The following is a 23,302-nucleotide window of genomic DNA, read 5'->3' as shown; positions in this document are numbered from 1 at the left end:
AGGTAAAACAGGGAGGTCGCCATTTCTGGTTCAGAGGCACAAATTTCGGCTGCCCCCCTTGATGCGGCGTTAAGCTTATGCTTCTAAAACGCCTATACCCAGCTACGCCACTTCATGGAAGCCACTGTGTGGTTCAACGCCTTGACCCAGCAGGCCATGCGCATGGTGATGTTTTTCTCGTTGGAGACAGCGTATATTTCGTTGAATACGTCAAGAAACACGCCTTCAAGCTTCTTGTTGACGAATTCTTCAGTCCAGCAGTCGTTATTGAGATTCTGAATGCGCTCAAAATGCGCCACCTGGGTGCCGCCAGAGTTTGCGTACACATCGGGGCAGTCAATAACCTTGCGGTCGCGCAGGATCTTTTCGGCTTCAACAGTCACAGGGCCGTTGGCGCCTTCCATAATGGCCCACGCCTTAACGTCAGCCGCATTTTCAGGGGTGATAACGCTCTGCACGGCGCAGGGGGCCAGCACGTCACAATCCTGCACCAACAGTTCCGCGTTGGTCACGGCCTTGGCCTTAGGGTAACCGGTGAGGGTGCCTTTTTCTTCAAACCAGGCGAACACGTCCTTCACATCCAAACCATCAGCATTGTAGATGCCGCCGTTCACGTCGCTTACACCGCAAATGGTCACGTTGTCTTCATTGTACAGCGACACAAGGTTTCCGCCCACTTTGCCAAAACCCTGCACAACTGCGCGCAGGCTCGACATGGACTTGCCCACTGAGGCCGCAACGGCACGGGTGGCGTACTGCACGCCACGGCTGGTGGCCAGTGCGCGCCCAGCAGAACCGCCAAGGGGCATGGCCTTGCCGCTCACGGCAGCTGGTTCAAGGCGCTGGTGCATGGCTTCCCATTCGTCCAGCATCCAGCTTTGAGTGCGGGCATCGGTGCCAATATCGGCGCCGGGAAAGTCCATCCAAGGTCCGGTGATGGATGAGATGGCGCGGATATAGCTACGACACAACCTTTCCAGTTCGTTGAGAGACAAGGTGGTTGGGTCAACGGCAATACCGCCCTTGCCGCCGCCGTTGGGAATGTTGTTGCAGGCGTTTTTGATGGTCATCCACATGCTCAGCGCGCGCACATCATCGGGCGTTTCATCCTTATGAAAACGCGTACCACCACGGATGGGACCGTTGGCCCAGTTGTGGTGAAAACGATAGGCTTCAATAATTTTTACAGTACCATTATCCATTTTAAGGGGGATACGCACTGTAAGTTCACGCATGGGACGCTTGAGAAATTCATGAACATGAGGTTCGAGTCCGGCGAGGGCTGCCGCTTGTTCCAGTTGTGCGAGTGCATTTTCAAGAGCTGTAGTTGCTGTAGCCATGTCATCCTCCATTTAGTCTGTTATTTTTATCAAATCCGCATGCATTTTATGTTATTTTTCGAGCATATGGATTTAATAGTAAAAACAATAATCAGAAAAACAGTGATCATTCATCAAGCAAACAGTTTCTGCAACAGTCCAAATATGTACCGATTCAAGCAAAAGACATGCCATATAGCAAATTCAGTTAAAAAATTTTGTAGACTGCACTTAATCTATTGCAAAAACGATCATTTTTTACGTTATATAAATCACAATCATCGGTGATAGCCTCGTTGCAGTTTCGGAAAAGTGATTAAATAGTTAACGAACGTTAACAAATGAACATCAGAACGCCCCCTCTTCCACAAAAGTGTGCTGAAACATTTAAGCCAAGTGAAGGAGCGCAACAAAAAAGGAGCAGGTTCACCACAGAAAGAATTGTTTCTTGAGGGGAAATGGAGGGACAAGGCAGGCCCGCAACATGCGGTTGATGGGCTAGTGGAGTAGATCTGTGCTGTCAAAAGGGCTTTCAGATGCGACCAGAAAAAATCGCCTGATGCATTCAGTATAAGGAAAATCTGCTTTACCACGCACTCAATCATCAAAATTCCATAAAATGCGTTTCCCCATGCCACAGATGGCTGTTTTGAGGTCGAGTGCGTACTAATCTCTGCAGCAAAAGATGCATAGATTGACTATTTTGGTGGGACCAACGACACCCAATTGGCCTCATTCATTACAGGACGCCAGACTGCGGACATTTCGGGGGGTGCCGTTTACCGCAATATGACGGACTTTAACGCCCGCTGGCACGTACATCACCACAAACGACACCGCTCTTGAGCTGATCCGGATAGTACCTACGAGGCCGCTGAAAACCTGAATTTTGCTTGAGCTTGGCTACATCCACTTGTGGCTGTACAAAGGCGTCTGGGGCGGCTACCAAAAAATATCGGGGGACAGCCTTAACTACAAAGACGCCTGGAAAGCGACTCTGAACATTTTCTATTCCTCCTAATTCCGCAGGCATCCTGCCCAAGAACGGGCGGGTTGCCTGTACGCCCCTTTCCTGTATCCATCTACGCGACGTGTTCCGTTCCAAACAGAATCCACTTCAGCTTCCAGCGGCTGCCTGTAAATGGCGCGCCTGAGCAAGAAAGTACCGGCCCTTAAAAGACTTTTCAGAACACTCACAAATTTCCTGAGCGCAGTCCCGGAAGGTCTTGCGCGTAAGACTCCTGCCAAGAGAGTTAGTACGAGCGAGGGCGCGTGTAGAGAGACTCTATCAAGCTTTATCTCTTGCCAAATTTGCTGTGTGCAAAGACATGAATTTTTGTCTGGCTTCTTCGAGCTAAAATTCTCGAGTCGGATCTGTCTTTAATCACGCTTCCTACTGATGATGACAATTGTCACCCCAATTAGCGGCTGAGACAAATTGAAAGCTCTTGAGGGCTATGAAGTAGATTCCTCAGAATACTACGGCGTATCAAGTGGGGAACAGAATATGGCGTGCCATGAGGGCGGTAATGGGGAATGGGCTAGTGGCGGACGGATCGAAGGGTCAGCTTTGTAAACGTAGTTACAAGACAGCGCCAACCCAATATGAAACGTATTGGGAGGATGCACAAAGGGGCCACAACGAACCGCTGCATTGATTTTTGATATGAAAGGGGCAAAACGACAAAGGGGCGCAGAGCGCCCCTTTGTCAGTATTTGTCAAACCAGCAAAGCGGTTACGCTTCGGCGGTTTCTTCAACCTTGGGCTTGCGGGTACGCTTGGGCTTGGCAGGCGCTTCTTCAGTGGCTGCTTCCGCAGCGGGAGCAGCTTCAAGAGCGCGAGAAAGCTCAATAATGGCCATGGGGGCGTTGTCGCCCTTACGGGGCATGGCCAGCTTAAGGATACGGGTGTAACCGCCGGGAACGCCGGCGAAAACAGGACCGATCTCGTCAAAAAGGCGCTTAACCAAAGCGTGATCGTTCAACACACGGTAAGCCTGACGGCGGGCGTGCAGGTCGTTGCGCTTGGCAAGGGTGATCAGGGGTTCCACCACCCGGCGCAGCTCCTTGGCCTTAATTTCCGTGGTGCGGATTTTGCCGTGGATCAGCAGGGCCTTAGCGAGATTTTGCAACAGGGCCTTACGGTGCGCAGGCGTACGCGAGAGTTTCCTGCCGGAATTGCTATGCCTCATTTTGCTGCTTCCTTTTCCATTCCTGATATTTCTTGTCGAAGGAATCGACCTTCATGCCGAAGTCAAGGCCCATGTCCAAAAGAACACCCTTGATTTCATCCAACGACTTGCGACCAAAATTCTTGGTCTTGAGCATCTCGCCTTCAGAACGCTGCACCAGCTCACCCACAAGGGCAATGTTGGCGCCGCGCAGGCAGTTGGTGGCGCGCACCGACAATTCAAGATCGTCAATGCTCTTGTACAGGTGCTCATTAATTTCGCCGCTCTCGCCGCTGCCGTGCCGCATGTCGCCAGACACGCGTTCATCAAAGTTGATGAACACAGAAATCTGGTCCTTGATGATCTTGGCACTGTAGGCAATGGCATCCTCGGGTGTGAGGGAGCCGTCGGTCCATACTTCCAGCAACAGGCGGTCATAGTTGGTCATCTGACCAACGCGTGCCTGTTCCACGGTGTAGGCCACCTTACGCACAGGGGAGAAACTGGAATCCAGCTTGATAACGCCGATTTCCTCGTTCAGTCCCTCGTGCATGTCCGCAGGCACATAGCCCTTGCCCATGCGAGCCTCAAATTCCATCTCAAGCACGACATCCTCGGTGAGGGTGGCAATGTGCTGATCAGGGTTGAGCACTTCAACATGCTGGTTGCCCATAATGTTTCCGGCAGTCACCGGACCCTTCTGGTCAACGCGCAAGGTAATGCGTTGCGGTTCATCGGTGTCCATGCGCAGGCGAACCTGCTTGATGTTCAGAATGACATCAGTGATGTCTTCAAGAACACCGTGCACCGTGGTGAATTCATGCTGCACACCGATGATTTTCACCGACACGAAGGCCGCCCCCTGAAGGGACGACAAAAGAACCCGGCGCATTGCATTGCCGATGGTGGTGCCGTAGCCCCGTTCCAGCGGTTCGCAAATGAATTTGCCATGCGTGATGCTGGCGGTTTCTTCTTCGCGCATGATCTGATCGGGCTTTACAAGCTCTGACCAGTTGCGTGCATTTATAAGGCGTTCGCCCTGTTTTATAAGCATGCGAACCCCCGCTTATTTCGAGTAAAGTTCGACAATCAGCTGCTCGTTGACGGGGAACTGGATATCGTCACGCTGCGGCAGCGCCTTGACAGAGCCTTTGAAAGCTGCGCCGTCGGCTTCAAGCCAGGCGGGGCAACCACGACGTGCAATGACTTCCTGAGCTTCTGCAAGCACGGGAATCTTGCGGTTCTTTTCGGGCACTTCAATGCTGTCACCCACGCGAACCTGCAAGGAAGGAATGTTCACCTTGCGGCCGTTGAGGGTGAAAATGCCGTGCCGCACGAGCTGACGAGCCTGGTTGCGCGAGTTGGCAAAACCAAGACGGTACACCACGTTGTCGAGGCGGCGTTCAAGAATAACGAGCAGGTTGGTACCAGTAACGCCCTTCTGCATTTCGGCCTTCTCGAAGTAGCCATGGAACTGGCGTTCGAGAATGCCGTAAGCGCGGCGGGTCTTCTGCTTCTCACGCAGCTGCACTGCGTATTCGCTGACCTTCTTGCGCGCGCGGCCATGCTGGCCGGGGGCATAAGGACGACGGTCGTATGCACACTTGTCAGTGAAGCAACGGTCGCCCTTCAGAAAAAGCTTGCAGCCTTCGCGACGGCACATGCGGCACTTGGCTTCAGTATATTTAGCCATCTATCTTTACCTCTTACGGTTTTGGCGCGGTTTACGCTAGGCGCAAACTAGACGCGGCGGCGCTTGGGCGGCCGGCAGCCATTGTGCGGAATGGGCGTAACGTCGCGGATGAACGCCACCTTGAAGCCGATAGCCGAAATAGCGCGCATGGCGGCTTCACGACCGGAACCGGGGCCTTTCACATAGATGCCCACAGTACGCATGCCGTTGTCCTGTGCCTTGCGGGCAGCCGTTTCAGCGGCAACCTGCGCAGCAAAGGGGGTGGACTTACGCGAACCCTTAAAGCCGCTCTGGCCCGAGGAGGCCCAGGAAACAGCATTGCCGCGCGTATCCGTAAAAGTAATGATGGTGTTGTTGAACGAAGCCTGGATGTGGGCAATGCCCACCGGCACGTTCTTCTTTTCCTTTTTCTTGACCACTTTCTTGGGTCTGGCCATAACTAACCTCAAATTGGAAGCTTGTCAGATTCTTTTCCGTCAATGGCGGAAAAATCCGTTCGTCCTCACGGCAGCACTATTGCTGCATCCGCTTTACAAACTGCGACAAGCGCAGCCGCACCGCTACTTCTTCTTGCCTACGGCGCCGCGGCGGGGTCCCTTACGGGTGCGGGCATTGGTATGGGTACGCTGACCATGCACGGGCAAACCGCGACGGTGACGCAGGCCACGGAAACAACCAATGTCCATAAGGCGCTTAATGTTGCTGGAGATTTCGCGACGCAGGTCGCCTTCCACCTTGTAGTTCTGTTCGAGTTCCTTACGGATCTCGTTAACTTCGTCAGCGGAGAGGTCGTCGATGCTACGCTCCCAGTTAACGCCGGTGGTATCCAGAATTTTCATGGCCGTGGTACGGCCAATGCCATAAATGTAGGTGAGCGCAATGTCCACCCGTTTGCCGCGAGGCAAATCAACACCTGCTATTCTCGCCACAATTAGTCTCCTGCCCTAGCCCTGGCGCTGCTTGTGCCGGGGGTTTTCGCAGATAACTCGAAGCACTCCCTTGCGCCGGATAACCTTACACTTGGGGCATATTTTCTTGACGGAAGGTCTTACTTTCATACCTCATCTCCAATAAGAAACCATTGCATTGACCAAATAAAGATCCGGCTTGCGGCTTCGCCACGATAGAACAACAGGCCGCAGTCCTCAAAATTAAGGACGGGAACGGAAATCTTTATCCAGCTTTAACGCTGATGTCAACCTTCAATTGTGTGCCGGTTCAAACCACGGTCCGAAATGCTGAGAATCTGGGGGCCATTTGGGGTTATGGCAACACTGTGTTCAAAGTGGGCGGCCCACAAACCATCGCGTGTCACGGCGGTCCACTGATCGTCCAGAATGTCCACTTCGTAGGTGCCAACAGTTACCATGGGTTCGATGGCAATGACCATGCCGTTTTGCAAGGTCAACCCACGCATGCCCGGCCTGAAGTTCGGAACTTCGGGCTTTTCATGCATTTTCGCCCCCACGCCATGCCCAACAAAACGTCGCACAACGTTGAAACCGGCGGCCTCAACATAATCCTGAACAGCTGCGCCGATGTCGTACACATCATTGCCAGCCCGGGCCTGTTCAATGCCAACGTACAGGCTTTCTTCAGTTATCCGCATGAGCTTGCGGGCTTCGTCGCTGACCTTGCCAACCGGAAAGGTACGAGCGGCATCGCCCACAAAACCTTCATACACAACGCCCATGTCGATGCTCACGATATCGCCTTCCTTAAGCAGCCGCGCAGAAGGAAAACCATGCACCACCTGCTCGTTGACCGAGCAGCACAGAGCGAAAGGATAACCGCAGTAGCCCAGAAACGCTGGCTTTACCTTGTAGTCGGCGCACATGTCGCGCGCCAACTCTTCAAGACGCATGGTAGGCAGGCCCGGCTCCACCATATCGCCCACGGCATCCAGTATGTTGGCCACCATGCGGTTTGCTTCCCGCAGGCAGGCCACTTCCCTTTCATTCTTGATGAATGCGCCGTGATATTTTTTCATTATACAATCACCATCCGCGCTTGCGAAAGCAGAGAGCAAGCCCGAGGCCTGCCCCAACTTTCTAGAGCCTGCCGCTCTTCCGCGCCTTGGCCATGAGGCCCTGATACTGGCTGGAGATCATGTGTGATTCCACCTGATTCATGAAGTCCATGGCCACGCCCACAAGGATCAGCAAGCTCGTGCCGCCAAAATAGAAAGGCACGTTAAAGTTGCTGATGAGCAGCATGGGCAGCAGGCAGACTATTGAAATATAGGTGGCCCCCGAAAGGGTCAGCCGTGAAAGCACCGTGTCCACGTATTCCTGGGTTTTTTCACCAGGACGAATCCCGGGGATGAAACCGCCGTTCTTCTTCAGATTTTCAGCCATATCCTTGGGATCAAAAATGATGGCCGTGTAAAAATAGCAGAAGAAGAACATCAAGGCCACATACAGGACGTTGTAAGCAACGCCGTGCGGCGAGAAGAAATCGGCTGCCTGCTTCACATAATGGTTGGTCGAAAACTGACCAATGGTCGCAGGGAACAGCAGGAGCGAAGATGCGAAAATAGGCGGAATAACGCCCGCCGTGTTCAGACGCAAAGGCAGATGCGAGTTCTGACCACCGTACATTTTACGTCCGACCTGACGCTTGGCGTAACTGATGGGGATTCTTCTCTGCGAGCGTTCAACGAACACGATGGCTACTGTAACCGCAGCCATCAGGACCACAATAACAATTGCCATGAAAATGCTCATGTCACCAGCCTGTATAAGAGCAACAGACTGGATGATGCCGCGGGGAATGCCCACCACGATACCGCAGAAAATAATCAGCGAGATACCGTTGCCGATACCACGCTCCGTGATTTGCTCGCCAAGCCACATGACCAGCACGGAACCAGCCGTAAAGGTAGCCATGGTCACAAGACGGAAATGCCAGCCGGGTGCCAGAACCACAGGCGCGCCAGCAGGACTGGTCATATTTTCCAGACCAACGGCAATGCCAAGGCCTTGCACCAGGGTGATAAGCACTGTGAGATAACGGGTGTACTGCGTGATTTTACGCCGTCCCGCCTGCCCTTCTTCCTTGGCCATGCGCTTGATGTCGGGGCTGACCACCTGCAAAAGCTGGATGATAATGCTTGCCGAAATGTAAGGCATGACGCCCAGAGCGAACACCGAGACGTTGGACAGGCCGCCGCCGGAAAACATGTCGAACAGGCTGAAAAGCGTGCCGGACATGCTTTGAAAAAACGACGCCAGCGCAGAAGCGTCAACGCCCGGAATGGGTACGTGAACGCCGATGCGGTAGCAGCACAAAATCAGGAAGGTCCAGCCGATGCGTTTGGTCAGCGAAGCCTGGCCTGCCATATTGTTTGCCGATCCTACTGCCATGAAACACTCGTTGCGTTTGTGCGCCTGTGGCGCAGTATGTGCGCAACGTCATTGCCCGCCAAAAGGCGGGCAATGACGCCAGTGAAAAGCCGTGAGGCCGCGCTTGCGCGCGGCCACCTAATTATTCAGCGGCAGAAACCGCTTCCAGCTCAGTGACGTTGCCGCCGGCCTGGCGGATCTTATCCGCAGCAGCCTGGCTGAACTTGTGAGCCTCCACCGACAGAGCGCCTGAGACTTCGCCGCGCGAAAGAACTTTCACGGGCGCGCCCATGCGGACAATACCGCGAGCGTACATGTCGTCAAGGGTGATGGTGGTTTTGCCCGGGAAGGCCGACACGAGAGCGTCAAGATTGACGATGTCGTAGGTGACCTTGAAGGGGGCGTTTTTAAAGCCGTGCTTGGGCAAACGGCGTTGCAGGGGCATCTGGCCGCCTTCAAAACCAGGGCGGACACCGCCACCGGCGCGAGCGTTCTGCCCTTTGTGGCCCTTGCCCGCAGTGCAGCCCAGACCGGAACCAGAGCCACGGCCCACGCGACGGCGGGTCTTACGCTCTTCCGGAAAAGGAAACAGATTGTGCAGTTGCATGGTATATCCTTTGGCCGTTACTCAACAACGGCAACCATATGCGGAACTTTGGCGATAATGCCCCGGATAGCCGGGGTATCCTTGAACGTCTTGACCATCTCGCGGCGCTTGAGGCCAAGGGAGTCCAGCAGCTTGCGCTGCGCAGGCGTGGAGCCGATGCGCGAACGCACGAGTTTTACCTTGATTTCTGCCATGGTTACTTCCTCGGGGCTTCCAGCTTCTTGCCGCGCAGGGCCGAAACATCTTCGGCGCTGCGCAGGGAAACGAGGCCCTGCATGGTGGCACGAAGCACGTTGTGCGGATTGTTGGTACCAATGGCCTTAGCGAGGACGTCGCGGATGCCTACGGCTTCCATGACGGCGCGCACGGCACCGCCGGCAATGATGCCGGTACCTTCAGAGGCGGGCTTCAGCATGACGCGACCGGCGCCGAAACGGCCGAGCACTTCATAAGGAAGGGTGCCTTCAACAAGGGCAACCTGAACGCGGTTCTTGCGAGCGCGTTCGGTGGCTTTGCGCAGTGCTTCAGGCACTTCCTGGGCCTTGCCCAGACCGAAGCCCACGCCGCCCTTGCCATCGCCCACGACAACGAGGGCGCTGAAGCTGAAACGGCGACCGCCCTTGACGACCTTGGCCACGCGGTTGAGGGAAACGATCTTTTCGATTTCGCCCAACTCGTTCTGCTGAGTTTCAGTATTTTCCTGACGCATATTAGAACTCCAAGCCGCCTTCGCGGGCGCCGTCGGCTACGGCCTTGACGCGACCGTGATAAATGTACCCGTTGCGATCGAATACCACCTGATTGATATTCTTCTCCTTGGCCATCCGGGCAATTTCCTTGCCCACCATCTCGGCGCCGCTCTTATTGCAGTGCATGCCGGCTTCGGTCTTGGAAAGCGTAAGGGTAGAGGCAGCAGCCAGGGTCACGCCGTCCAGATCGTTGATGATCTGGGCGTAGATGTGCAGGTTGGACCTGAACACAACCAGACGCGGGCGCTCGAAGGTGCCGTTGACTTTCTTGCGGATACGGATCTTGCGGCGCTGCCGGGATTCGTTCTTGCTGTATTTCATGACGCGCCCCCCTACTTCTTGCCGCCGGACTTACCAACCTTGCGGCGGATAGTCTCGGTAACGTACTTGATGCCCTTGCCCTTGTAGGGTTCAGGCTTACGAATGCGGCGAATCTTGGCGGCCATTTCGCCCACAAGTTCCTTGTCGATGCCGGAGAGGGTCAGAACCTGACCTTCAACCACGGCCTTGATGCCGTCGGGCAGTTCAACGAGCACAGGGTGGGAATAGCCCACAGAAAGCTCGATAATGTTGCCCTTGACCGCCACGCGGTAACCGACGCCGATAACTTCCAGGCCCTTGGAGAAGCCCTTGGTAACGCCTTCAATGCAGTTGGCAAGAAGGGTGCGGCGCAGGCCGTGCTGCGAACGGCTCTGGCGGGTATCTTCTATACGGCCAAGGGTCACGTGACCATCGGCCTGCTCGTAAGTGAGCAGAGAGCAGACAGGGGTGCTCAGCGAGCCCTTGGGCCCTTTAACTTCCACAACATCCGTTCCGATCTTGACTTCAACGCCATTGGGAACGGCAACGGGCAGTCTACCTATTCTCGACATGGTGCACCGCCTACCAGATTTCGCACAGAAGTTCGCCGCCCACCTTCTTCTCATGGGCGGTCATGCCGTCCAGCACGCCGCTGGACGTGGACAAAATGCAGATGCCGAGGCCGTTCTGCACCCTGGGGATGTTATGCGCGCCAACATAAACCCGGCGACCGGGCGTGCTCACACGCTTCAGCCCGCTGATGACGGGCTTTCCCTTCTGGTACTTAAGGGTAATAACAATGTTTTTTTCGGCCACGGCCACGTCTTCGACGTAACCTTCCTGCTTGAGGATGGCGGCTAAAGATTCCTTCATCTTCGAGCTCGGCACATTTACTTCCTTGTGCAGGGCCAAATGCGCGTTGCGGATGCGGGTGAGCATATCCGCAATGGGATCTGTCAACATCGAATGCTCCTGAGAGTTTGGGGGCGGGGTTGACGGCACGATGCCGCCACTTCCCGCTGGCGCGCAGGGCGCGCCTCCCGGGCGTTTGCACGCCCGGAAATTTTACCAGCTCGACTTGCGCACGCCGGGCAGTTCACCACGAAGGGCCATGTTGCGGAAGCAGATACGGCAGATGCCGAACTGGCGCAGGAAAGCCCTGGGGCGACCGCAAAGCGGGCAGCGATTGTAGGCGCGGGCGCTGAACTTAGGCTTGCGCTTGGCCTTTACTTCCAGAGAAGTACGGGACATGGCTTAACTCCTACTTGCGGAACGGCATGCCAAGCTGGTCGAGAAGGAACTTGCCTTCTTTGTCCGTGGCCGCCGTGGTGACGATGGTGATGTTCATGCCCTTGGGGTTTTCAACACGGTCAGCTTCCATTTCAGGGAAGATGGTGTGTTCTTTAATGCCCAGGGTGAAATTGCCGCGCCCATCGAAACCGCGGTCAGGGATACCACGGAAGTCACGCACTCGGGGCAAGGCAAAGTTCATGAGCTTGTCCAGGAAGTCCCACATGCGTTCCTTGCGCAGGGTGACGCGCACACCGATAGGCATGCCTTCGCGCAGCTTAAATGCGGCGATGGACTTTTTAGCCCGGGTAACCACAGCTTTCTGGCCAGCAATCGCGGTAAGTTCCGCCATGGCTTCTTCCATCAGCTTGTTGTTCGAGCTAGCGGCGCCAAGGCCGATGTTCAGAGAGATCTTTTCGATACCGGGCAGTTGCATCGAAGAGGAGTAACTGAACTCCTTCTGCAGTACCGGAACCACCTTCTCTCTATATATCTTTTCAAGGCGTGTCATCGTATCACCTTATTCCATTACTTCGTTGCACTTTTTGCAGAAGCGCACTTTCTTTTCCTTGCCCTCGGACTCGATGGTCTTGTAACCCACTCGAGTGGCCTTGCCGCAGGCAGAGCAGACAACCATAAGGTTGGACACGTGGATAGGCATTTCCTTTTCCACGATACCGCCAGGCTGCTGGGCATAGGGGTTGGGGCGCATGTGGCGCTTGACCATGTTGGTCTTTTCCACAAGCACGCGATCCTTCTTGCGCAGGATCTTCAGCACCTTGCCGATTTTGCCCGCGTCCTTGCCGGCGATTACCATCACCTTGTCGTCCTTGCGGATGCGATACATTTTCATGACGGTCTCCTACAGCACTTCCGGGGCCAGCGAAATAATTTTCATAAAGTTCTGGGCGCGCAGCTCACGGGCCACGGGGCCAAAGATACGCGTACCCACCGGCTCACCCTGGTTGGAGAGCAGCACAGCGGCGTTGCCGTCGAACTTGATGTAGCTGCCGTCCATGCGACGCACTTCTTTAGCGGTACGCACGATAACAGCCTTCATAACATCGCCCTTCTTAACCTTGCTGTGGGGCATTGCTTCCTTAACGGAAACCACGATAATGTCGCCCACCGAGGCGTAGCGGCGGTGTGAACCGCCCAGCACCTTGATGCAGGCAACCTTTTTGGCGCCGGAATTATCGGCCACCTGAAGCGTCGATTCTACCTGGATCATGGCACTACCCTACACGGCTTTTTCAATGATGGAGACCAGATGCCAGCGCTTGTTGCGCGAAAGCGGACGGAACTCCACAATTTTAACCTTGTCGCCCATACCGCATTCGTTCATGGGATCATGAGCCGTGAACTTCTTGCGGCGCCTCACATACTTCTTAAGCAGAGGATGCTTGACCAGGGTCTCGACGCGCACGACAATGGTCTTGTCGTTCTTGTCGCTTACCACAATGCCGGTCAGCATTCTGCCCTTGCGATCTTCCAGAGCTTGCATGTTCAGGCCCTCTGTTCCTTTTCGTTCAATACGGTCTCGATGCGCGCCACCTGCTTACGCATGACTTTCAGTTCGGAAGTCTTTTCAAGCTGCGCAGCGGCATGCTTGAAGCGGGCGCTCATCAGTTCCTGGCGCTGCTCGGTAAGAGCCGTGCGCAGTTCTTCCACGCTCATGGAGCGCAGATCCTGTGCGGCGGGCCGGGCGGCGGTTTCGGTCTTTTTCTTGGCAGCCATTTAGATGCCCTCCCTCACCACAATGATGGTCTTAACGGGCAGCTTGTGAGCGGCGCGGGTCAGCGCCTCACGCGCGAGGTCAAGGCTCACGCCCTTGATTTCATACAGCACGCGACCGGGCTTGACCGGAGCGCACCAACCCACGGGCGCGCCCTTACCGGAACCCTGACGGGTTTCCAGAGGCTTGGCCGTGACGGGGCGGTCGGGGAACACACGGATCCACACTTTGCCGCCACGCTTGATGTGACGCATCATGGCGATACGAGCAGCTTCAATCTGCTGGCTGGAAAGCTGGCCATGCTGCACGGTTTTAAGGCCGATATCACCAAACGCAATGGTGGCGCCGCGGGTGGCCAGGCCACGCAGGCGGCCTTTCTGCCACTTGCGGAATTTAACTCTTTTGGGCGCAAGCATTACTGATCAACCTCTTTGTCAAGGATTTCACCCTTATAGATCCACACCTTGACACCGATGATGCCGTAGGTGGTGTGCGCTTCGGCAAAACCGTAGTCAATGTCGGCACGCAGAGTCTGCAAGGGCACTCGGCCATCGCGGTACCATTCGGTACGTGCGATTTCTGCACCAGCCAGACGTCCGGCGCAGGTTACCTTGATGCCTTCGCCGCCAAACTTGCGGGCCATGGACACGGTACGCTTCATGGCGCGCCGGAAGGCCACGCGGCGCTCAAGCTGCTGGGCGATGTTCTCGGCCACCAGCTGGGCGTCCACTTCGGGGCGACGGATTTCGTTCACTTCAAGAGAGAACTCGCGGCCGAACTTCTGACGAAGATCGTTGCGAAGCTTTTCGATTTCCACACCCTTGCGGCCGATAACAATACCGGGGCGAGCGGTGGAAAGGATAAGCCGTACCTTGCCGCCGGCACGTTCGATCTCGATCTTGGAAACCCCGGCATGAAACAGGAGCTTCTTCACGAACGCGCGGATTTTGCTGTCTTCATAGACAAAGGCAGGGTATTCCTTCTTGCTGAACCAGCGGGACTGCCAATTCTTGTTGTACCCAAGCCGGAACCCGAACGGATGTACTTTCTGACCCATAGCCTATTCCTGCCCTTCTGCGAGTATAACGGTGATGTGGCTGGTGCGCTTGTGAATCTTGGTCGCCCGGCCTTGGGCCCGGGGCATAAAGCGCTTCCAGGTGGGGCCTTCGTTCACCACGATTTCCTTCACCACCATGGCATCCACATCAACGCCGCCCAGCTGCGAGGCATTGGCCAACGCGCTCTTGAGCACGCCGAAAAGCACGCCAGCGGGCTTGTTGGGCGTGAAGCGCAGAAGGTTCATAGCCTCCTCCACTCCAAGACCCTGCACGTTCTTGGCCACAAGACGGGTCTTGCGCGGCGAAACGCGCTGGAATTTTGCAATAGCTTTAGATTCCATATGCCTACCCTACTTCTTGCCGGCCTTGGCCTTTTTGTCGGCGGCATGCCCATGGAAGGTACGAGTGGGCGAGAATTCACCCAGCTTGTGGCCAACCATGTTTTCGGTAACGAACACCGGCACGAACTTCTTGCCATTGTGCACCGCAAAGGTCAGTCCCACCATTTCGGGCAGGATGGTCGAGCGGCGCGACCAGGTCTTGACTACACGGCGGTCGCTGTTGGCCACGGTGCTGTCGACCTTTTTCATCAGATGGCCGTCAACAAACGGCCCTTTTTTCAACGATCTCGGCATGAGCTACTCCTACTTCTGGCCGCGGCGTTTGATGATCAGCCGGGAAGAGGCCTTCTTCTTGTCGCGGGTCTTGTAACCCTTGGCAGGCATACCCCAAGGCGACACAGGATGACGGCCACCAGAGCTTCTGCCTTCGCCACCGCCCAGGGGGTGGTCGATGGGGTTCATGGCAACGCCGCGAACCTTGGGACGACGACCCAGCCAGCGGTTGCGGCCAGCTTTGCCCAGAGAGATGGTTTCGTGATGCACGTTGCCCACCTGACCCACGGTAGCCACGCAGGTAGCAAGCACCTTGCGCACTTCGCCCGAAGGCAGACGCAGCAGGGCGTAGTTGCCTTCTTTGGCGACCAGCTGGGCGTAGGTACCGGCGGCGCGGCACATCTGGCCGCCCTTGCCGGGGTAAAGCTCAATGTTGTGCACAACGGTACCCACAGGAATGCGGGCCATCTGCAAAGCATTGCCGGGTTTGATGTCGGCCACAACGCCATTGCGCTCGTTGATGCCGGACATGATCTTGTCACCCTGCTTCAAGCCAACCGGAGCGAGGATGTAGCGCTTTTCGCCGTCCGAATAGTGCAGCAGCGCGATACGGGCGGTACGGTTGGGATCGTATTCAATGTGCGCAACAGTGGCTTCAATGCCGGTCTTGTCGCGCTTGAAATCGATGATGCGGTACAGACGCTTAACACCACCACCGCGACGGCGGCTGGTGACTCGACCCAGATTGTTGCGACCGGCCTTTTTGGTGAGGCCTTCAGTGAGCGACTTCTCAGGGCGCGTCCGGGTGATTTCCTCAAAGTCGGAAACCGTCTGGAAGCGACGCCCCGCGGAGGTCGGTTTCAGCTTGCGGACAGCCATGATTACACTCCCTCGAAGAACTCAATTTTATCGCCCTGGCGCAGCGTAACATACGCTTTCTTCCAGCCGGGCTTACGGCCAACAACGCGACCCTGACGCTCCCTGTTCATGGGGGCGCGGCGCACTACGTTGACGGCTTCCACTTTAACATCAAAAGCCTTTTCCACGGCCTGCTTGATTTCAAGCTTGTTGGCCAGGGTGTGGACCATAAAGGCCACCTGCTGGGCTTCGTCCTTGATCAAGGTCGTCTTTTCGGTCAGCAGGGGCTTGAGCAGAACAGAAGTGGTTTCCATCTTACGCCCCCTTCTTTGCGAAACGAGCCTGAACAGGTTCGATAGCGCCTTCAAGCAGAACAAGCTGCTTGTGCTTGAGGATTTCAAGCACGCTCAGGCGATCGACAGTGGTCATGGTGAGGCCCGGAATGTTGCGAGCGGAACGAACCAGCGCGCTGTCTTCGGCGGGAGCCACGATGAGAGCCTTGGAAAGGCCCAGCGTGTCGGCAACCTTGGCGAAATGCTTGGTCTTGGCTTCGGGCAGTTCAATACCCTTGACCACCATCAGGGTTGCGGCAGCCAAGCGGCTCGACAGGGCCATCTTCATGGCCAGGGCGCGCACCTTGCTGTTAACCTTGAAGCTGTAATCGCGGGGGCTGGGTCCGAAGATGATGGCACCACCGCGCCAAATGGGCGAACGGTTGGAGCCGGAACGGGCGCGGCCCGTACCCTTCTGCTTCCAGGGCTTAACGCCGCCGCCGGAAACCAGCGCACGGGTCTTTGCCATATGCGTGCCGGCGCGTTTGGCCGCCATCTGGGCGCGCGCCACGAGATTGAGGATTTCAGGCCTCACCTCGATTTCGAACACGTCGGAAGCCAGCGTGATTTCGCCGCTTTCCTGCTTGTTCTGGTCATATACTTTCACGGTAGCCATTGCTGCTTCCTCTACTGCTTGCGGATCAGCACCAGCCCGTTCTTGGGGCCGGGCACGGAACCTTTGACCAGAATGACGTTGTCCTCAGGACGCACATCAACGATGGTCAGGCCCATTTCCGTAACGGTTTCATTGCCCCAATGGCCCGCCATTTTCCGACCCTTAAAAACGTGGCCAGGAAAGGTGTTGTTACCAATGGAACCATTGTTGCGGTGCACCTTTTCGCAGCCGTGGGTATCTTTGGAACCGGCGAAATTCCAGCGGCGCATACGCCCCTGGTAGCCTTTACCCATGCTTGTGCCGGTCACCTTGACCGTATCGCCTGCGGCGAAAATTTCAACGGTCAGTTCCTGACCCAGCTCCTGTTCCGGCGCACCCGCAAGGCGGATTTCGCGCAGATGGCGGAAAAGACCCTTGCCAGCCTTGGCGAAGTGTCCCTGCATAGCCTTGGTGCTGTGCTTTTCCTTAGCGGGGGTCAGCGCGATCTGAACGGCGTTGTAGCCGTCAGTGTCCGCAGTTTTGACCTGGGTGACGGGGCACGGACCGGCCTCAATCACCGTGACGGGCACGGCAGCGCCAGCGCCGTCAAATATGCGGGTCATACCAAGTTTGCGACCCAAAATTCCCATTTTCTCAGCCATGACTGCCTCTCGCTAGAGCTTGATTTCCACGTCCACACCGGCGGGCAACGAAAGCTTGCCCAGCGCGTCGACGGTCTGCTGCGTGGGTTCCAGGATATCCATGAGCCGCTTGTGAATGCGCATTTCAAACTGCTCACGGGACTTTTTGTCCACATGCACGGAACGCTGCACGGTGTACTTGTGAATGTTGGTGGGCAGGGGAATTGGTCCCGCCACACCGGCACCGGTATTGCGCGCCGTATCCACGATTTCCGCAACGGCTTTATCCAGAATGCGGTAATCGTAGGCTTTGAGCTTGATCCGAATGCGATCGCTGCTAACTGTCGTCATTGTGCCTACTCCGTTTGCAAAAACATCCCGCGCGGCCCTTTGGGCTACGAGCGCGGGCTCCTTCACAGCATACGCGGGCCATGAAGCATGGCCCGAAGGGCCGACCTCACCCTGGCAAGGAACGGAAAAACGGAGCAACGTAAGGGGTTGCGCTAATGCGCGCATCACGCCTGAAATTTCAGGAAGAATTCGGAAGATTGGACGCCTGAACGCGCCTGCATCATCCGCGTGATGCTCCCCAGCGTCGCCCAGGCTAAGCCACTCCATAGAAAGAGCGGCTAAGCGGTCCCGCAGGGTCACCAAATGGGGGCTATCCCCCTACCTTACAGCCCCGGGTCACGCGCGGCCTGGGGGCAGCGGTGGGATCCGTCTTTGGGCTGGAACGGCTCGACATTGTCCGGCATTCGGTAACGCCTGCACATGTCAAAACCCTCTGCGACCTTACTATGATCGCTTTGGGTGCATCAGGATGGGCTCAACCCACCCTTCCCTGCCGTCCAGGGAACGCCGATAAAAATTGCTTCTTATCGCGCGGAGATTTTTTCTATCCAAGTTCCCCTTGAACGTCAAGCCATTTTTGCATTATTTTTATCACGTCATCCAGGTTTTCTCCGCCCCAATCTTACTCCTTGACGCTTGCCCCTGCAAAAAACTAAAAGAGCCGCACCCCTCCGGCAATTTGCCAAGATGACGCACGTTCGTTGCACGACCTTCACCATTTTGCGCTAACTTGTCATCTTAGCTGTCGATATTTTCAGGAGACGCCATGTCCATGATTGATGCCGCTAACAGGGCAAAACTAAATTCATACCAAGACACTGTCATTAATTACATTACGAAAGAGAATGGACATATTCTGGCAGTGAGCGATGACCAGGCTTTCTGCACGCAGTTACGCCTTACCCTTGCCAAAGAGATGGGCCTTACGGCGCAAAGTATATTCACCGCTGTTGCCGACCCCCGCATGATGCTGCGTGAGCTGCGCGACATTCTGGCCCGGCACCCTGCCCCTCTTATCTTTATGGAACGCAGTATCGGCGGCCAGGATCTGAGCTTTCTCGTGGGCCAGATCAAGCAGGCCTTCACCGCTCTCAAGATTATTGTGCTCACAAGCGATGTGCAGCGCGACCGTCTCATGCTTCTTCACGAAGTTGGGGCAGACAATTTTATTGCCAAGCCCGTTTCTGCCAATACACTCATTGAAAAAATGGCTTTTACCCTCAAACCGCAAAGCAAGCTTGGGCAGGTCATTGACGTTGCCAAGAGGTTGCTGGCGCAGAAAAAATACGACATGGCTTTGACAGCCTGTCAAAAAGTTCTGCAGCTCAAGCCTGGCAGCGCTGCGGCGTTTCTGCTTATGGGCGATATCTTCCGCGCCACCCAGCAATACGACAAAGCCCGAATTGCCTATGAGTCTGCCGCTAAATCCGCCGATCTTTACCTTGCCCCGCTTCAGCGCCTTGCTGAAATGTACGCGGAAATTGGCGATGTGCCCCAGCAGGTGCGCTATCTCGAAAAGCTGGATTCCATCTCGCCCCTCAACGTGAACCGAAAAGTCAGCCTCGGCGAGGCCCATCTGGCCAACGGCGATGTGGAAAAGGCCGAGGCCTTTTTTGAAAAGGCTGTGGTACAGATGAACCGGGAAGCTGCCGATGGCCTCAGCGCGCTTTCAAGCCGCATTGCCGGCATTTATGGCGAGCGTGACCCGGAAAAGGCAGAAAAATTTCTGCGCAACAGTCTTGAGGCCAAGGGCAAACGACTGGGACGGGAAGACCTGGCCCTGTTCAACCAGCTGGGCATCAGCCTGCGCAGGCAGGGCCGCTGGCAGGACGCCATTACGGAGTACAAGCGCGCCATCAAAATCGCCCCCGACGATCCAACGCTCTATTATAATGTAGGCATGGCCTTTGCTGAAGGCGCGGATTTTATCCAAGCCAAGGCAAATCTGGTAAAGGCTCTGGATCTGGAACCGGAAATGGTCAAGAGCAGCGCTTCCATCGCCTGCAACTTTGGAGCGGTCTTTCTTCAGTCGGGCGACCGAGATAGGTCGGTGCAGTTTTTTCAGTTGGCCCTTGCCCTCAAGCCCGGCATGAAACTTGCCCTTCAAGGATTGGAGCGCGCAAAAAAATGATTTTGTGAGGCTGCCTTCTGGCACGGGCATTGGCGCACCTGCACCTTCCACCTGTTCGCTGACCAATAATATTTTTGCCGCGTCACATTGCCAACCTCAATATTATGACTTATTTTTAAGAGATGCCGTATATTGTCCCCTTGGGATAACACACGGCGCATGCAGCACATTCCGCAGCGCACCCAATATTGGTGTTTGCGCAGCGTAAGCGACCGACCATTGTGCTAGACAGATCACATCTAAAATGTTTGTCTGCACAGCGCGGACACTGAAAATTCCGCACCACGGCTGCTTTTCCGTTACGGACGCGACAGTAGAGATACTTAGGCGGCAAGCGAGCATTTCAAAGTGAAAATGCTCTAGTAAGGAGACTTCATGTTTGGTTTTCTTTTTAAAAAAATCTTCGGCAGCACCAATGACCGCTACTTGCGCAAGCTCCACCCCATGGTGCAGCGCATCAATGCGTTCGAGCCTGAAATGCAGCAACTGGCCGATGCAGATTTTCCTGTACGCATAGCGCAATACCGGCAGGAAGTGCAGGATGGCACCAGGACTCTGGACGCTCTGCTGCCCGAAGTTTTTGCTCTGGTGCGCGAGGCCTCAAGCCGCAGACTGGGCATGCGCCACTATGACGTGCAGCTCATCGGCGGCATGGTGCTGCACAAGGGCAAGATTGCTGAAATGAAGACCGGTGAAGGCAAAACCCTTGTGGCCACCCTGCCTGTTGTGCTCAATGCCCTGTCTGGCAAGGGCGTACATGTGGTTACGGTCAACGACTACCTCGCCAAACGCGACTCGGCCTGGATGGGCCAGCTGTATGAATTCCTCGGCCTGAGTACAGGCGTTATCGTGCATGGCCTTGATGACGAAGAGCGCAAGGCCGAGTACGCCAAGGACATCACCTACGGCACCAACAATGAATTCGGCTTTGACTACCTGCGCGACAACATGAAGTTCTACGCCAACCAGCTGGTGCAACGCGGGCACAATTTTGCCATTGTGGACGAAGTGGACTCCATCCTCATTGACGAAGCCAGAACGCCGCTCATCATTTCCGGCGCTTCTGATGAATCGGTGGGCATGTACCGCACGGTGGACGACATTGTCCGCCAGCTTACCGCCGAACACTACACCGTGGACGAAAAAGCCCGTACCGCCATGCTCACCGATGAAGGCGTAGCCCGGTGCGAAGAACTGCTCAAGCTGGACAACCTTTTTGACCCCGCCAACATCACGGCCCAGCACCACGTGATGCAGTCGCTCAAGGCACATCAGATTTTCAAACGCGATGTGGATTATATTGTTCAGGAAGATCAGGTAATTATTGTTGACGAATTTACAGGCCGCCTTATGGCTGGCCGCCGCTATTCAGATGGCCTGCATCAGGCGCTGGAAGCCAAGGAACACGTCACCATCGCAGCTGAAAACCAGACGCTTGCCTCCATCACCTTCCAGAACTACTTCCGCCTGTACGACAAACTTTCGGGCATGACGGGTACTGCGGATACAGAAGCTGTGGAATTCCATCAGATATACAGCCTCGAAGTTATCTCCATCCCGCCCAACAGGCCCATGGTTCGCAAGGATTATCCTGACCTTATCTACCGTTCGCGGCAGGAAAAGTTTGACGCCATCGTTGAAGCCATTGCCGAACTGCACAAAAAAGAGCAGCCCGTGCTTGTGGGCACAATTTCCATTGAAACGTCCGAAATGCTTTCCCAGAGGCTGAGCAAGCTCGGCATTCCGCACAGCGTGCTCAATGCCAAGCAGCATGAAAAAGAAGCCGAAATCGTGGCGCTGGCAGGCCAGAAAGGCCGCGTCACCATTGCCACCAACATGGCAGGCCGTGGCACGGACATCATGCTGGGCGAGGGTGTTGTGGATCTGGGCGGTCTGCACATTCTCGGCACCGAACGGCACGAAAGCCGCCGCATCGACAACCAGTTGCGTGGCCGCTCGGGCCGTCAGGGCGACCCCGGCTCTTCGCGCTTCTACCTCTCGCTGGAAGACGACCTCATGCGCCTCTTTGGCTCTGACCGCATCAAGGGCCTCATGGAAAAGCTGGGCCTGCGCGATGGCGAAGCCATTGAAAACGCCATGGTTACCCGCGCGGTGGAAGGCGCTCAAAAGCGTGTGGAAGCCCACCACTTTGAAATACGCAAAACACTGCTCGATTATGACAACGTCATGAACCAGCAACGAGAAGTTATCTACACCCTGCGCCGCGAACTCATGGTTGAAGGAGACCTTGAGCCTGTTTTGCAGGAATTCATGAGCGATGTGCTGGATGATGTGTACAGCCCGCTGGCATCCCTGCCTGTGGACGGGCAGGACGAAGCCCGCGCCGCAGCTCTGGCGCGTCTGCGCGATGTCTTCAACCTCGACAGGGTGCTTGAAGAAGGCGCGCGCCTTCCCGAGCGTGAAGAAACCGAAGTGATGGCACAGGGCATTCTTGACAAGCTCAAGGCGGAAACCGGCCCCACTTATGCCGACATTCTTCGTTACTTCCTGCTGGAAGAGCTTGACCGCTGCTGGAAAGAACATTTGCGCAACATGGACGCCCTGCGCGATGGCATAGGCCTACGCGGCTACGGTCAGCGCGATCCCAAGCTTGAATACAAGCGCGAAGGCTTTGAAATGTTCCAGGCCATGCTGTTCCAGATTCGTGAGAGCGTGTTCCGCGCCCTTACGCGCATCCGTGTACAGATTGAGCCTATCCCCGCCGAGCCGGAACAGCAGGAAGTGGAAACACCGGTTGATGAACCCCAGCATTCCCCTGTTTCGCGGGAATACCGCCATAAGGAAAGCAACTCACAGCTTTCCTACTCCAGCGGCGGCAGTATTTCGGAAGACCCCAAAAAGCCCGCCAAGGCCGCGCCGCGTATTGGGCGCAATGACCTTTGCCCCTGCGGCAGCGGCAAAAAGTACAAAAAGTGCTGCGGGCAGGATAAGTAACTGCTTATATTGCACCACCAAGCGATACTGAGAAACACAAAAGGCGGGGGACAACCCCGCCTTTTTCATGTTCCATGCTCTGTGCGTACGCAGCAATTATGTTCGCGCGCCCATCAAGCGGCGCGGCAGGCAAAATGTCCTATGCCTGGGGTGAAAAAAACTTCGTCCCTACGCTGCCAATGATAATAAGGGCGATGAAAAACAGCTGGGGCAGCGAAATCTTGTCGCCGAAAAAAAGCGCTCCGCCCAAGACAACGCCCACAGTGCCGGCACCTGTCCAGAGGGCATAGGTCATGCCAGCCGGGAGCCCGCGCATGGCCAGTGCCAGCAGGCCCATATTCACAAAGCTCAGCACAATGGGCACTGCTGCAGCCTGCCAGTTACCCAGCGAAGAAGCCCACTTGAGGCTGAGCGCCCACAAAATCTCTGTCACTACAGCCAAACTCAATGCAAACCATGCCATATCCAATACTCCTTTGCGTGGGCTCGGATAAAAAGGCATGACCTGCGGAAACCCAAAAGAACAGAACAATGCATCCACGGAACGGCGTACAACTGC

33 protein-coding genes are annotated in these 23,302 nt (G+C 55.7%); 2 read left to right on the top strand and 31 right to left on the bottom strand.

The window, feature by feature from the left end:
• Positions 1-92 precede the first annotated feature (92 nt).
• The 30 genes from JMF94_RS05225 to rpsJ all read right to left on the bottom strand — a co-directional run bounded on the left by JMF94_RS05225 (position 93) and on the right by rpsJ (position 17,657).
• Complete coding sequence (locus JMF94_RS05225) at positions 93-1,340, bottom strand: Glu/Leu/Phe/Val dehydrogenase (RefSeq protein ID WP_240824115.1); 1,248 nt, start codon at positions 1,338-1,340, stop codon at positions 93-95.
• Between the two features lie 1,715 nt (positions 1,341-3,055).
• Positions 3,056-3,511: a 50S ribosomal protein L17 gene (rplQ, locus tag JMF94_RS05220; protein ID WP_240824114.1), complete on the bottom strand. Its 456-nt coding sequence runs from the start codon at positions 3,509-3,511 to the stop codon at positions 3,056-3,058.
• Positions 3,501-4,544, bottom strand: a complete 1,044-nt coding sequence (locus tag JMF94_RS05215) for a DNA-directed RNA polymerase subunit alpha (protein ID WP_240824113.1) — start codon at positions 4,542-4,544, stop codon at positions 3,501-3,503. Before JMF94_RS05215 ends, rplQ begins: the two co-directional genes overlap by 11 nt.
• Positions 4,545-4,556: 12 nt before the next feature.
• Positions 4,557-5,183, bottom strand: a complete 627-nt coding sequence (gene rpsD / locus JMF94_RS05210; RefSeq protein ID WP_022658171.1) for a 30S ribosomal protein S4 — start codon at positions 5,181-5,183, stop codon at positions 4,557-4,559.
• A 47-nt stretch (positions 5,184-5,230) separates the two neighbouring features.
• The gene (gene rpsK, locus JMF94_RS05205) at positions 5,231-5,620 is read right to left on the bottom strand and encodes a 30S ribosomal protein S11 (protein WP_136399285.1); all 390 of its coding nucleotides are present in this window, start codon (positions 5,618-5,620) and stop codon (positions 5,231-5,233) included.
• 123 nt (positions 5,621-5,743) lie between these two features.
• A complete protein-coding gene (gene rpsM, locus JMF94_RS05200; RefSeq protein WP_022658169.1) occupies positions 5,744-6,112 on the bottom strand; it encodes a 30S ribosomal protein S13 in 369 nt (122 codons plus the stop codon).
• Positions 6,113-6,127: 15 nt separating this feature from the next.
• Positions 6,128-6,241, bottom strand: a complete 114-nt coding sequence (rpmJ, locus tag JMF94_RS05195) for a 50S ribosomal protein L36 (RefSeq protein ID WP_005027799.1) — start codon at positions 6,239-6,241, stop codon at positions 6,128-6,130.
• A gap of 137 nt (positions 6,242-6,378) precedes the next feature.
• A complete protein-coding gene (gene map / locus JMF94_RS05190) occupies positions 6,379-7,173 on the bottom strand; it encodes a type I methionyl aminopeptidase (protein WP_240824111.1) in 795 nt (264 codons plus the stop codon).
• 61 nt (positions 7,174-7,234) lie between these two features.
• Positions 7,235-8,548, bottom strand: coding sequence for a preprotein translocase subunit SecY (gene secY, locus JMF94_RS05185; RefSeq protein WP_192113619.1), 1,314 nt, complete (start codon positions 8,546-8,548; stop codon positions 7,235-7,237).
• A 121-nt stretch (positions 8,549-8,669) separates the two neighbouring features.
• A complete protein-coding gene (gene rplO, locus JMF94_RS05180; protein ID WP_240824110.1) occupies positions 8,670-9,134 on the bottom strand; it encodes a 50S ribosomal protein L15 in 465 nt (154 codons plus the stop codon).
• A 17-nt stretch (positions 9,135-9,151) separates the two neighbouring features.
• The gene (gene rpmD, locus JMF94_RS05175) at positions 9,152-9,328 is read right to left on the bottom strand and encodes a 50S ribosomal protein L30 (RefSeq protein ID WP_022658164.1); all 177 of its coding nucleotides are present in this window, start codon (positions 9,326-9,328) and stop codon (positions 9,152-9,154) included.
• A 2-nt stretch (positions 9,329-9,330) separates the two neighbouring features.
• Complete coding sequence (rpsE, locus tag JMF94_RS05170; protein WP_022658163.1) at positions 9,331-9,843, bottom strand: 30S ribosomal protein S5; 513 nt, start codon at positions 9,841-9,843, stop codon at positions 9,331-9,333.
• A gap of 1 nt (position 9,844) precedes the next feature.
• Positions 9,845-10,204 (bottom strand): 50S ribosomal protein L18, encoded by a 360-nt coding sequence (rplR, locus tag JMF94_RS05165; RefSeq protein WP_192113620.1) that lies wholly within the window; start codon positions 10,202-10,204, stop codon positions 9,845-9,847.
• A gap of 11 nt (positions 10,205-10,215) precedes the next feature.
• The gene (gene rplF, locus JMF94_RS05160; RefSeq protein WP_022658161.1) at positions 10,216-10,755 is read right to left on the bottom strand and encodes a 50S ribosomal protein L6; all 540 of its coding nucleotides are present in this window, start codon (positions 10,753-10,755) and stop codon (positions 10,216-10,218) included.
• Positions 10,756-10,765: 10 nt separating this feature from the next.
• Positions 10,766-11,146 (bottom strand): 30S ribosomal protein S8, encoded by a 381-nt coding sequence (rpsH, locus tag JMF94_RS05155; protein ID WP_022658160.1) that lies wholly within the window; start codon positions 11,144-11,146, stop codon positions 10,766-10,768.
• Between the two features lie 102 nt (positions 11,147-11,248).
• Positions 11,249-11,434: a type Z 30S ribosomal protein S14 gene (locus JMF94_RS05150; protein WP_012624307.1), complete on the bottom strand. Its 186-nt coding sequence runs from the start codon at positions 11,432-11,434 to the stop codon at positions 11,249-11,251.
• A gap of 10 nt (positions 11,435-11,444) precedes the next feature.
• Complete coding sequence (gene rplE, locus JMF94_RS05145; protein ID WP_240824108.1) at positions 11,445-11,984, bottom strand: 50S ribosomal protein L5; 540 nt, start codon at positions 11,982-11,984, stop codon at positions 11,445-11,447.
• Between the two features lie 9 nt (positions 11,985-11,993).
• Entirely contained in the window at positions 11,994-12,326 is a 333-nt protein-coding gene (gene rplX / locus JMF94_RS05140; protein ID WP_022658158.1) for a 50S ribosomal protein L24, read from the bottom strand.
• Positions 12,327-12,335: 9 nt separating this feature from the next.
• The gene (gene rplN, locus JMF94_RS05135) at positions 12,336-12,704 is read right to left on the bottom strand and encodes a 50S ribosomal protein L14 (protein WP_022658157.1); all 369 of its coding nucleotides are present in this window, start codon (positions 12,702-12,704) and stop codon (positions 12,336-12,338) included.
• Positions 12,705-12,713: 9 nt separating this feature from the next.
• A complete protein-coding gene (gene rpsQ, locus JMF94_RS05130) occupies positions 12,714-12,977 on the bottom strand; it encodes a 30S ribosomal protein S17 (RefSeq protein ID WP_022658156.1) in 264 nt (87 codons plus the stop codon).
• Positions 12,978-12,979: 2 nt separating this feature from the next.
• Entirely contained in the window at positions 12,980-13,210 is a 231-nt protein-coding gene (rpmC, locus tag JMF94_RS05125) for a 50S ribosomal protein L29 (protein ID WP_240824106.1), read from the bottom strand.
• Positions 13,211-13,624 (bottom strand): 50S ribosomal protein L16, encoded by a 414-nt coding sequence (gene rplP, locus JMF94_RS05120; RefSeq protein WP_022658154.1) that lies wholly within the window; start codon positions 13,622-13,624, stop codon positions 13,211-13,213.
• A complete protein-coding gene (rpsC, locus tag JMF94_RS05115) occupies positions 13,624-14,265 on the bottom strand; it encodes a 30S ribosomal protein S3 (protein ID WP_192113622.1) in 642 nt (213 codons plus the stop codon). The genes rplP and rpsC overlap by 1 nt, the downstream gene beginning before the upstream one ends.
• A gap of 3 nt (positions 14,266-14,268) precedes the next feature.
• Complete coding sequence (gene rplV / locus JMF94_RS05110) at positions 14,269-14,607, bottom strand: 50S ribosomal protein L22 (RefSeq protein WP_022658152.1); 339 nt, start codon at positions 14,605-14,607, stop codon at positions 14,269-14,271.
• Between the two features lie 9 nt (positions 14,608-14,616).
• Entirely contained in the window at positions 14,617-14,901 is a 285-nt protein-coding gene (gene rpsS / locus JMF94_RS05105; protein ID WP_022658151.1) for a 30S ribosomal protein S19, read from the bottom strand.
• 9 nt (positions 14,902-14,910) lie between these two features.
• Positions 14,911-15,759: a 50S ribosomal protein L2 gene (gene rplB / locus JMF94_RS05100; protein WP_240824104.1), complete on the bottom strand. Its 849-nt coding sequence runs from the start codon at positions 15,757-15,759 to the stop codon at positions 14,911-14,913.
• A 2-nt stretch (positions 15,760-15,761) separates the two neighbouring features.
• Positions 15,762-16,052 (bottom strand): 50S ribosomal protein L23, encoded by a 291-nt coding sequence (gene rplW, locus JMF94_RS05095; RefSeq protein WP_192113624.1) that lies wholly within the window; start codon positions 16,050-16,052, stop codon positions 15,762-15,764.
• Position 16,053: 1 nt separating this feature from the next.
• Positions 16,054-16,686 (bottom strand): 50S ribosomal protein L4, encoded by a 633-nt coding sequence (gene rplD / locus JMF94_RS05090; protein ID WP_240824102.1) that lies wholly within the window; start codon positions 16,684-16,686, stop codon positions 16,054-16,056.
• An 11-nt stretch (positions 16,687-16,697) separates the two neighbouring features.
• Entirely contained in the window at positions 16,698-17,327 is a 630-nt protein-coding gene (gene rplC, locus JMF94_RS05085; protein ID WP_240824100.1) for a 50S ribosomal protein L3, read from the bottom strand.
• A 12-nt stretch (positions 17,328-17,339) separates the two neighbouring features.
• Positions 17,340-17,657, bottom strand: coding sequence for a 30S ribosomal protein S10 (rpsJ, locus tag JMF94_RS05080; protein WP_022658146.1), 318 nt, complete (start codon positions 17,655-17,657; stop codon positions 17,340-17,342).
• A 766-nt stretch (positions 17,658-18,423) separates the two neighbouring features.
• On the opposite strand from rpsJ, the gene JMF94_RS05075 reads away from it, so the two are divergent.
• Both JMF94_RS05075 and secA read left to right on the top strand, forming a co-directional pair.
• Entirely contained in the window at positions 18,424-19,788 is a 1,365-nt protein-coding gene (locus JMF94_RS05075; protein ID WP_240824098.1) for a response regulator, read from the top strand.
• 375 nt (positions 19,789-20,163) lie between these two features.
• The gene (gene secA / locus JMF94_RS05070; protein ID WP_240824096.1) at positions 20,164-22,743 is read left to right on the top strand and encodes a preprotein translocase subunit SecA; all 2,580 of its coding nucleotides are present in this window, start codon (positions 20,164-20,166) and stop codon (positions 22,741-22,743) included.
• 139 nt (positions 22,744-22,882) lie between these two features.
• Here secA and JMF94_RS05065 read toward each other — a convergent pair whose 3' ends face one another.
• Positions 22,883-23,206, bottom strand: coding sequence for a multidrug efflux SMR transporter (locus JMF94_RS05065; RefSeq protein WP_240824095.1), 324 nt, complete (start codon positions 23,204-23,206; stop codon positions 22,883-22,885).
• Between the last annotated feature and the right edge of the window lie 96 nt (positions 23,207-23,302).

The organism is Desulfovibrio sp. UIB00 (genome assembly GCF_022508225.1).
GTDB lineage: Bacteria > Desulfobacterota > Desulfovibrionia > Desulfovibrionales > Desulfovibrionaceae > Desulfovibrio.
This window is presented reverse-complemented; position numbering and strand designations above follow the sequence as displayed.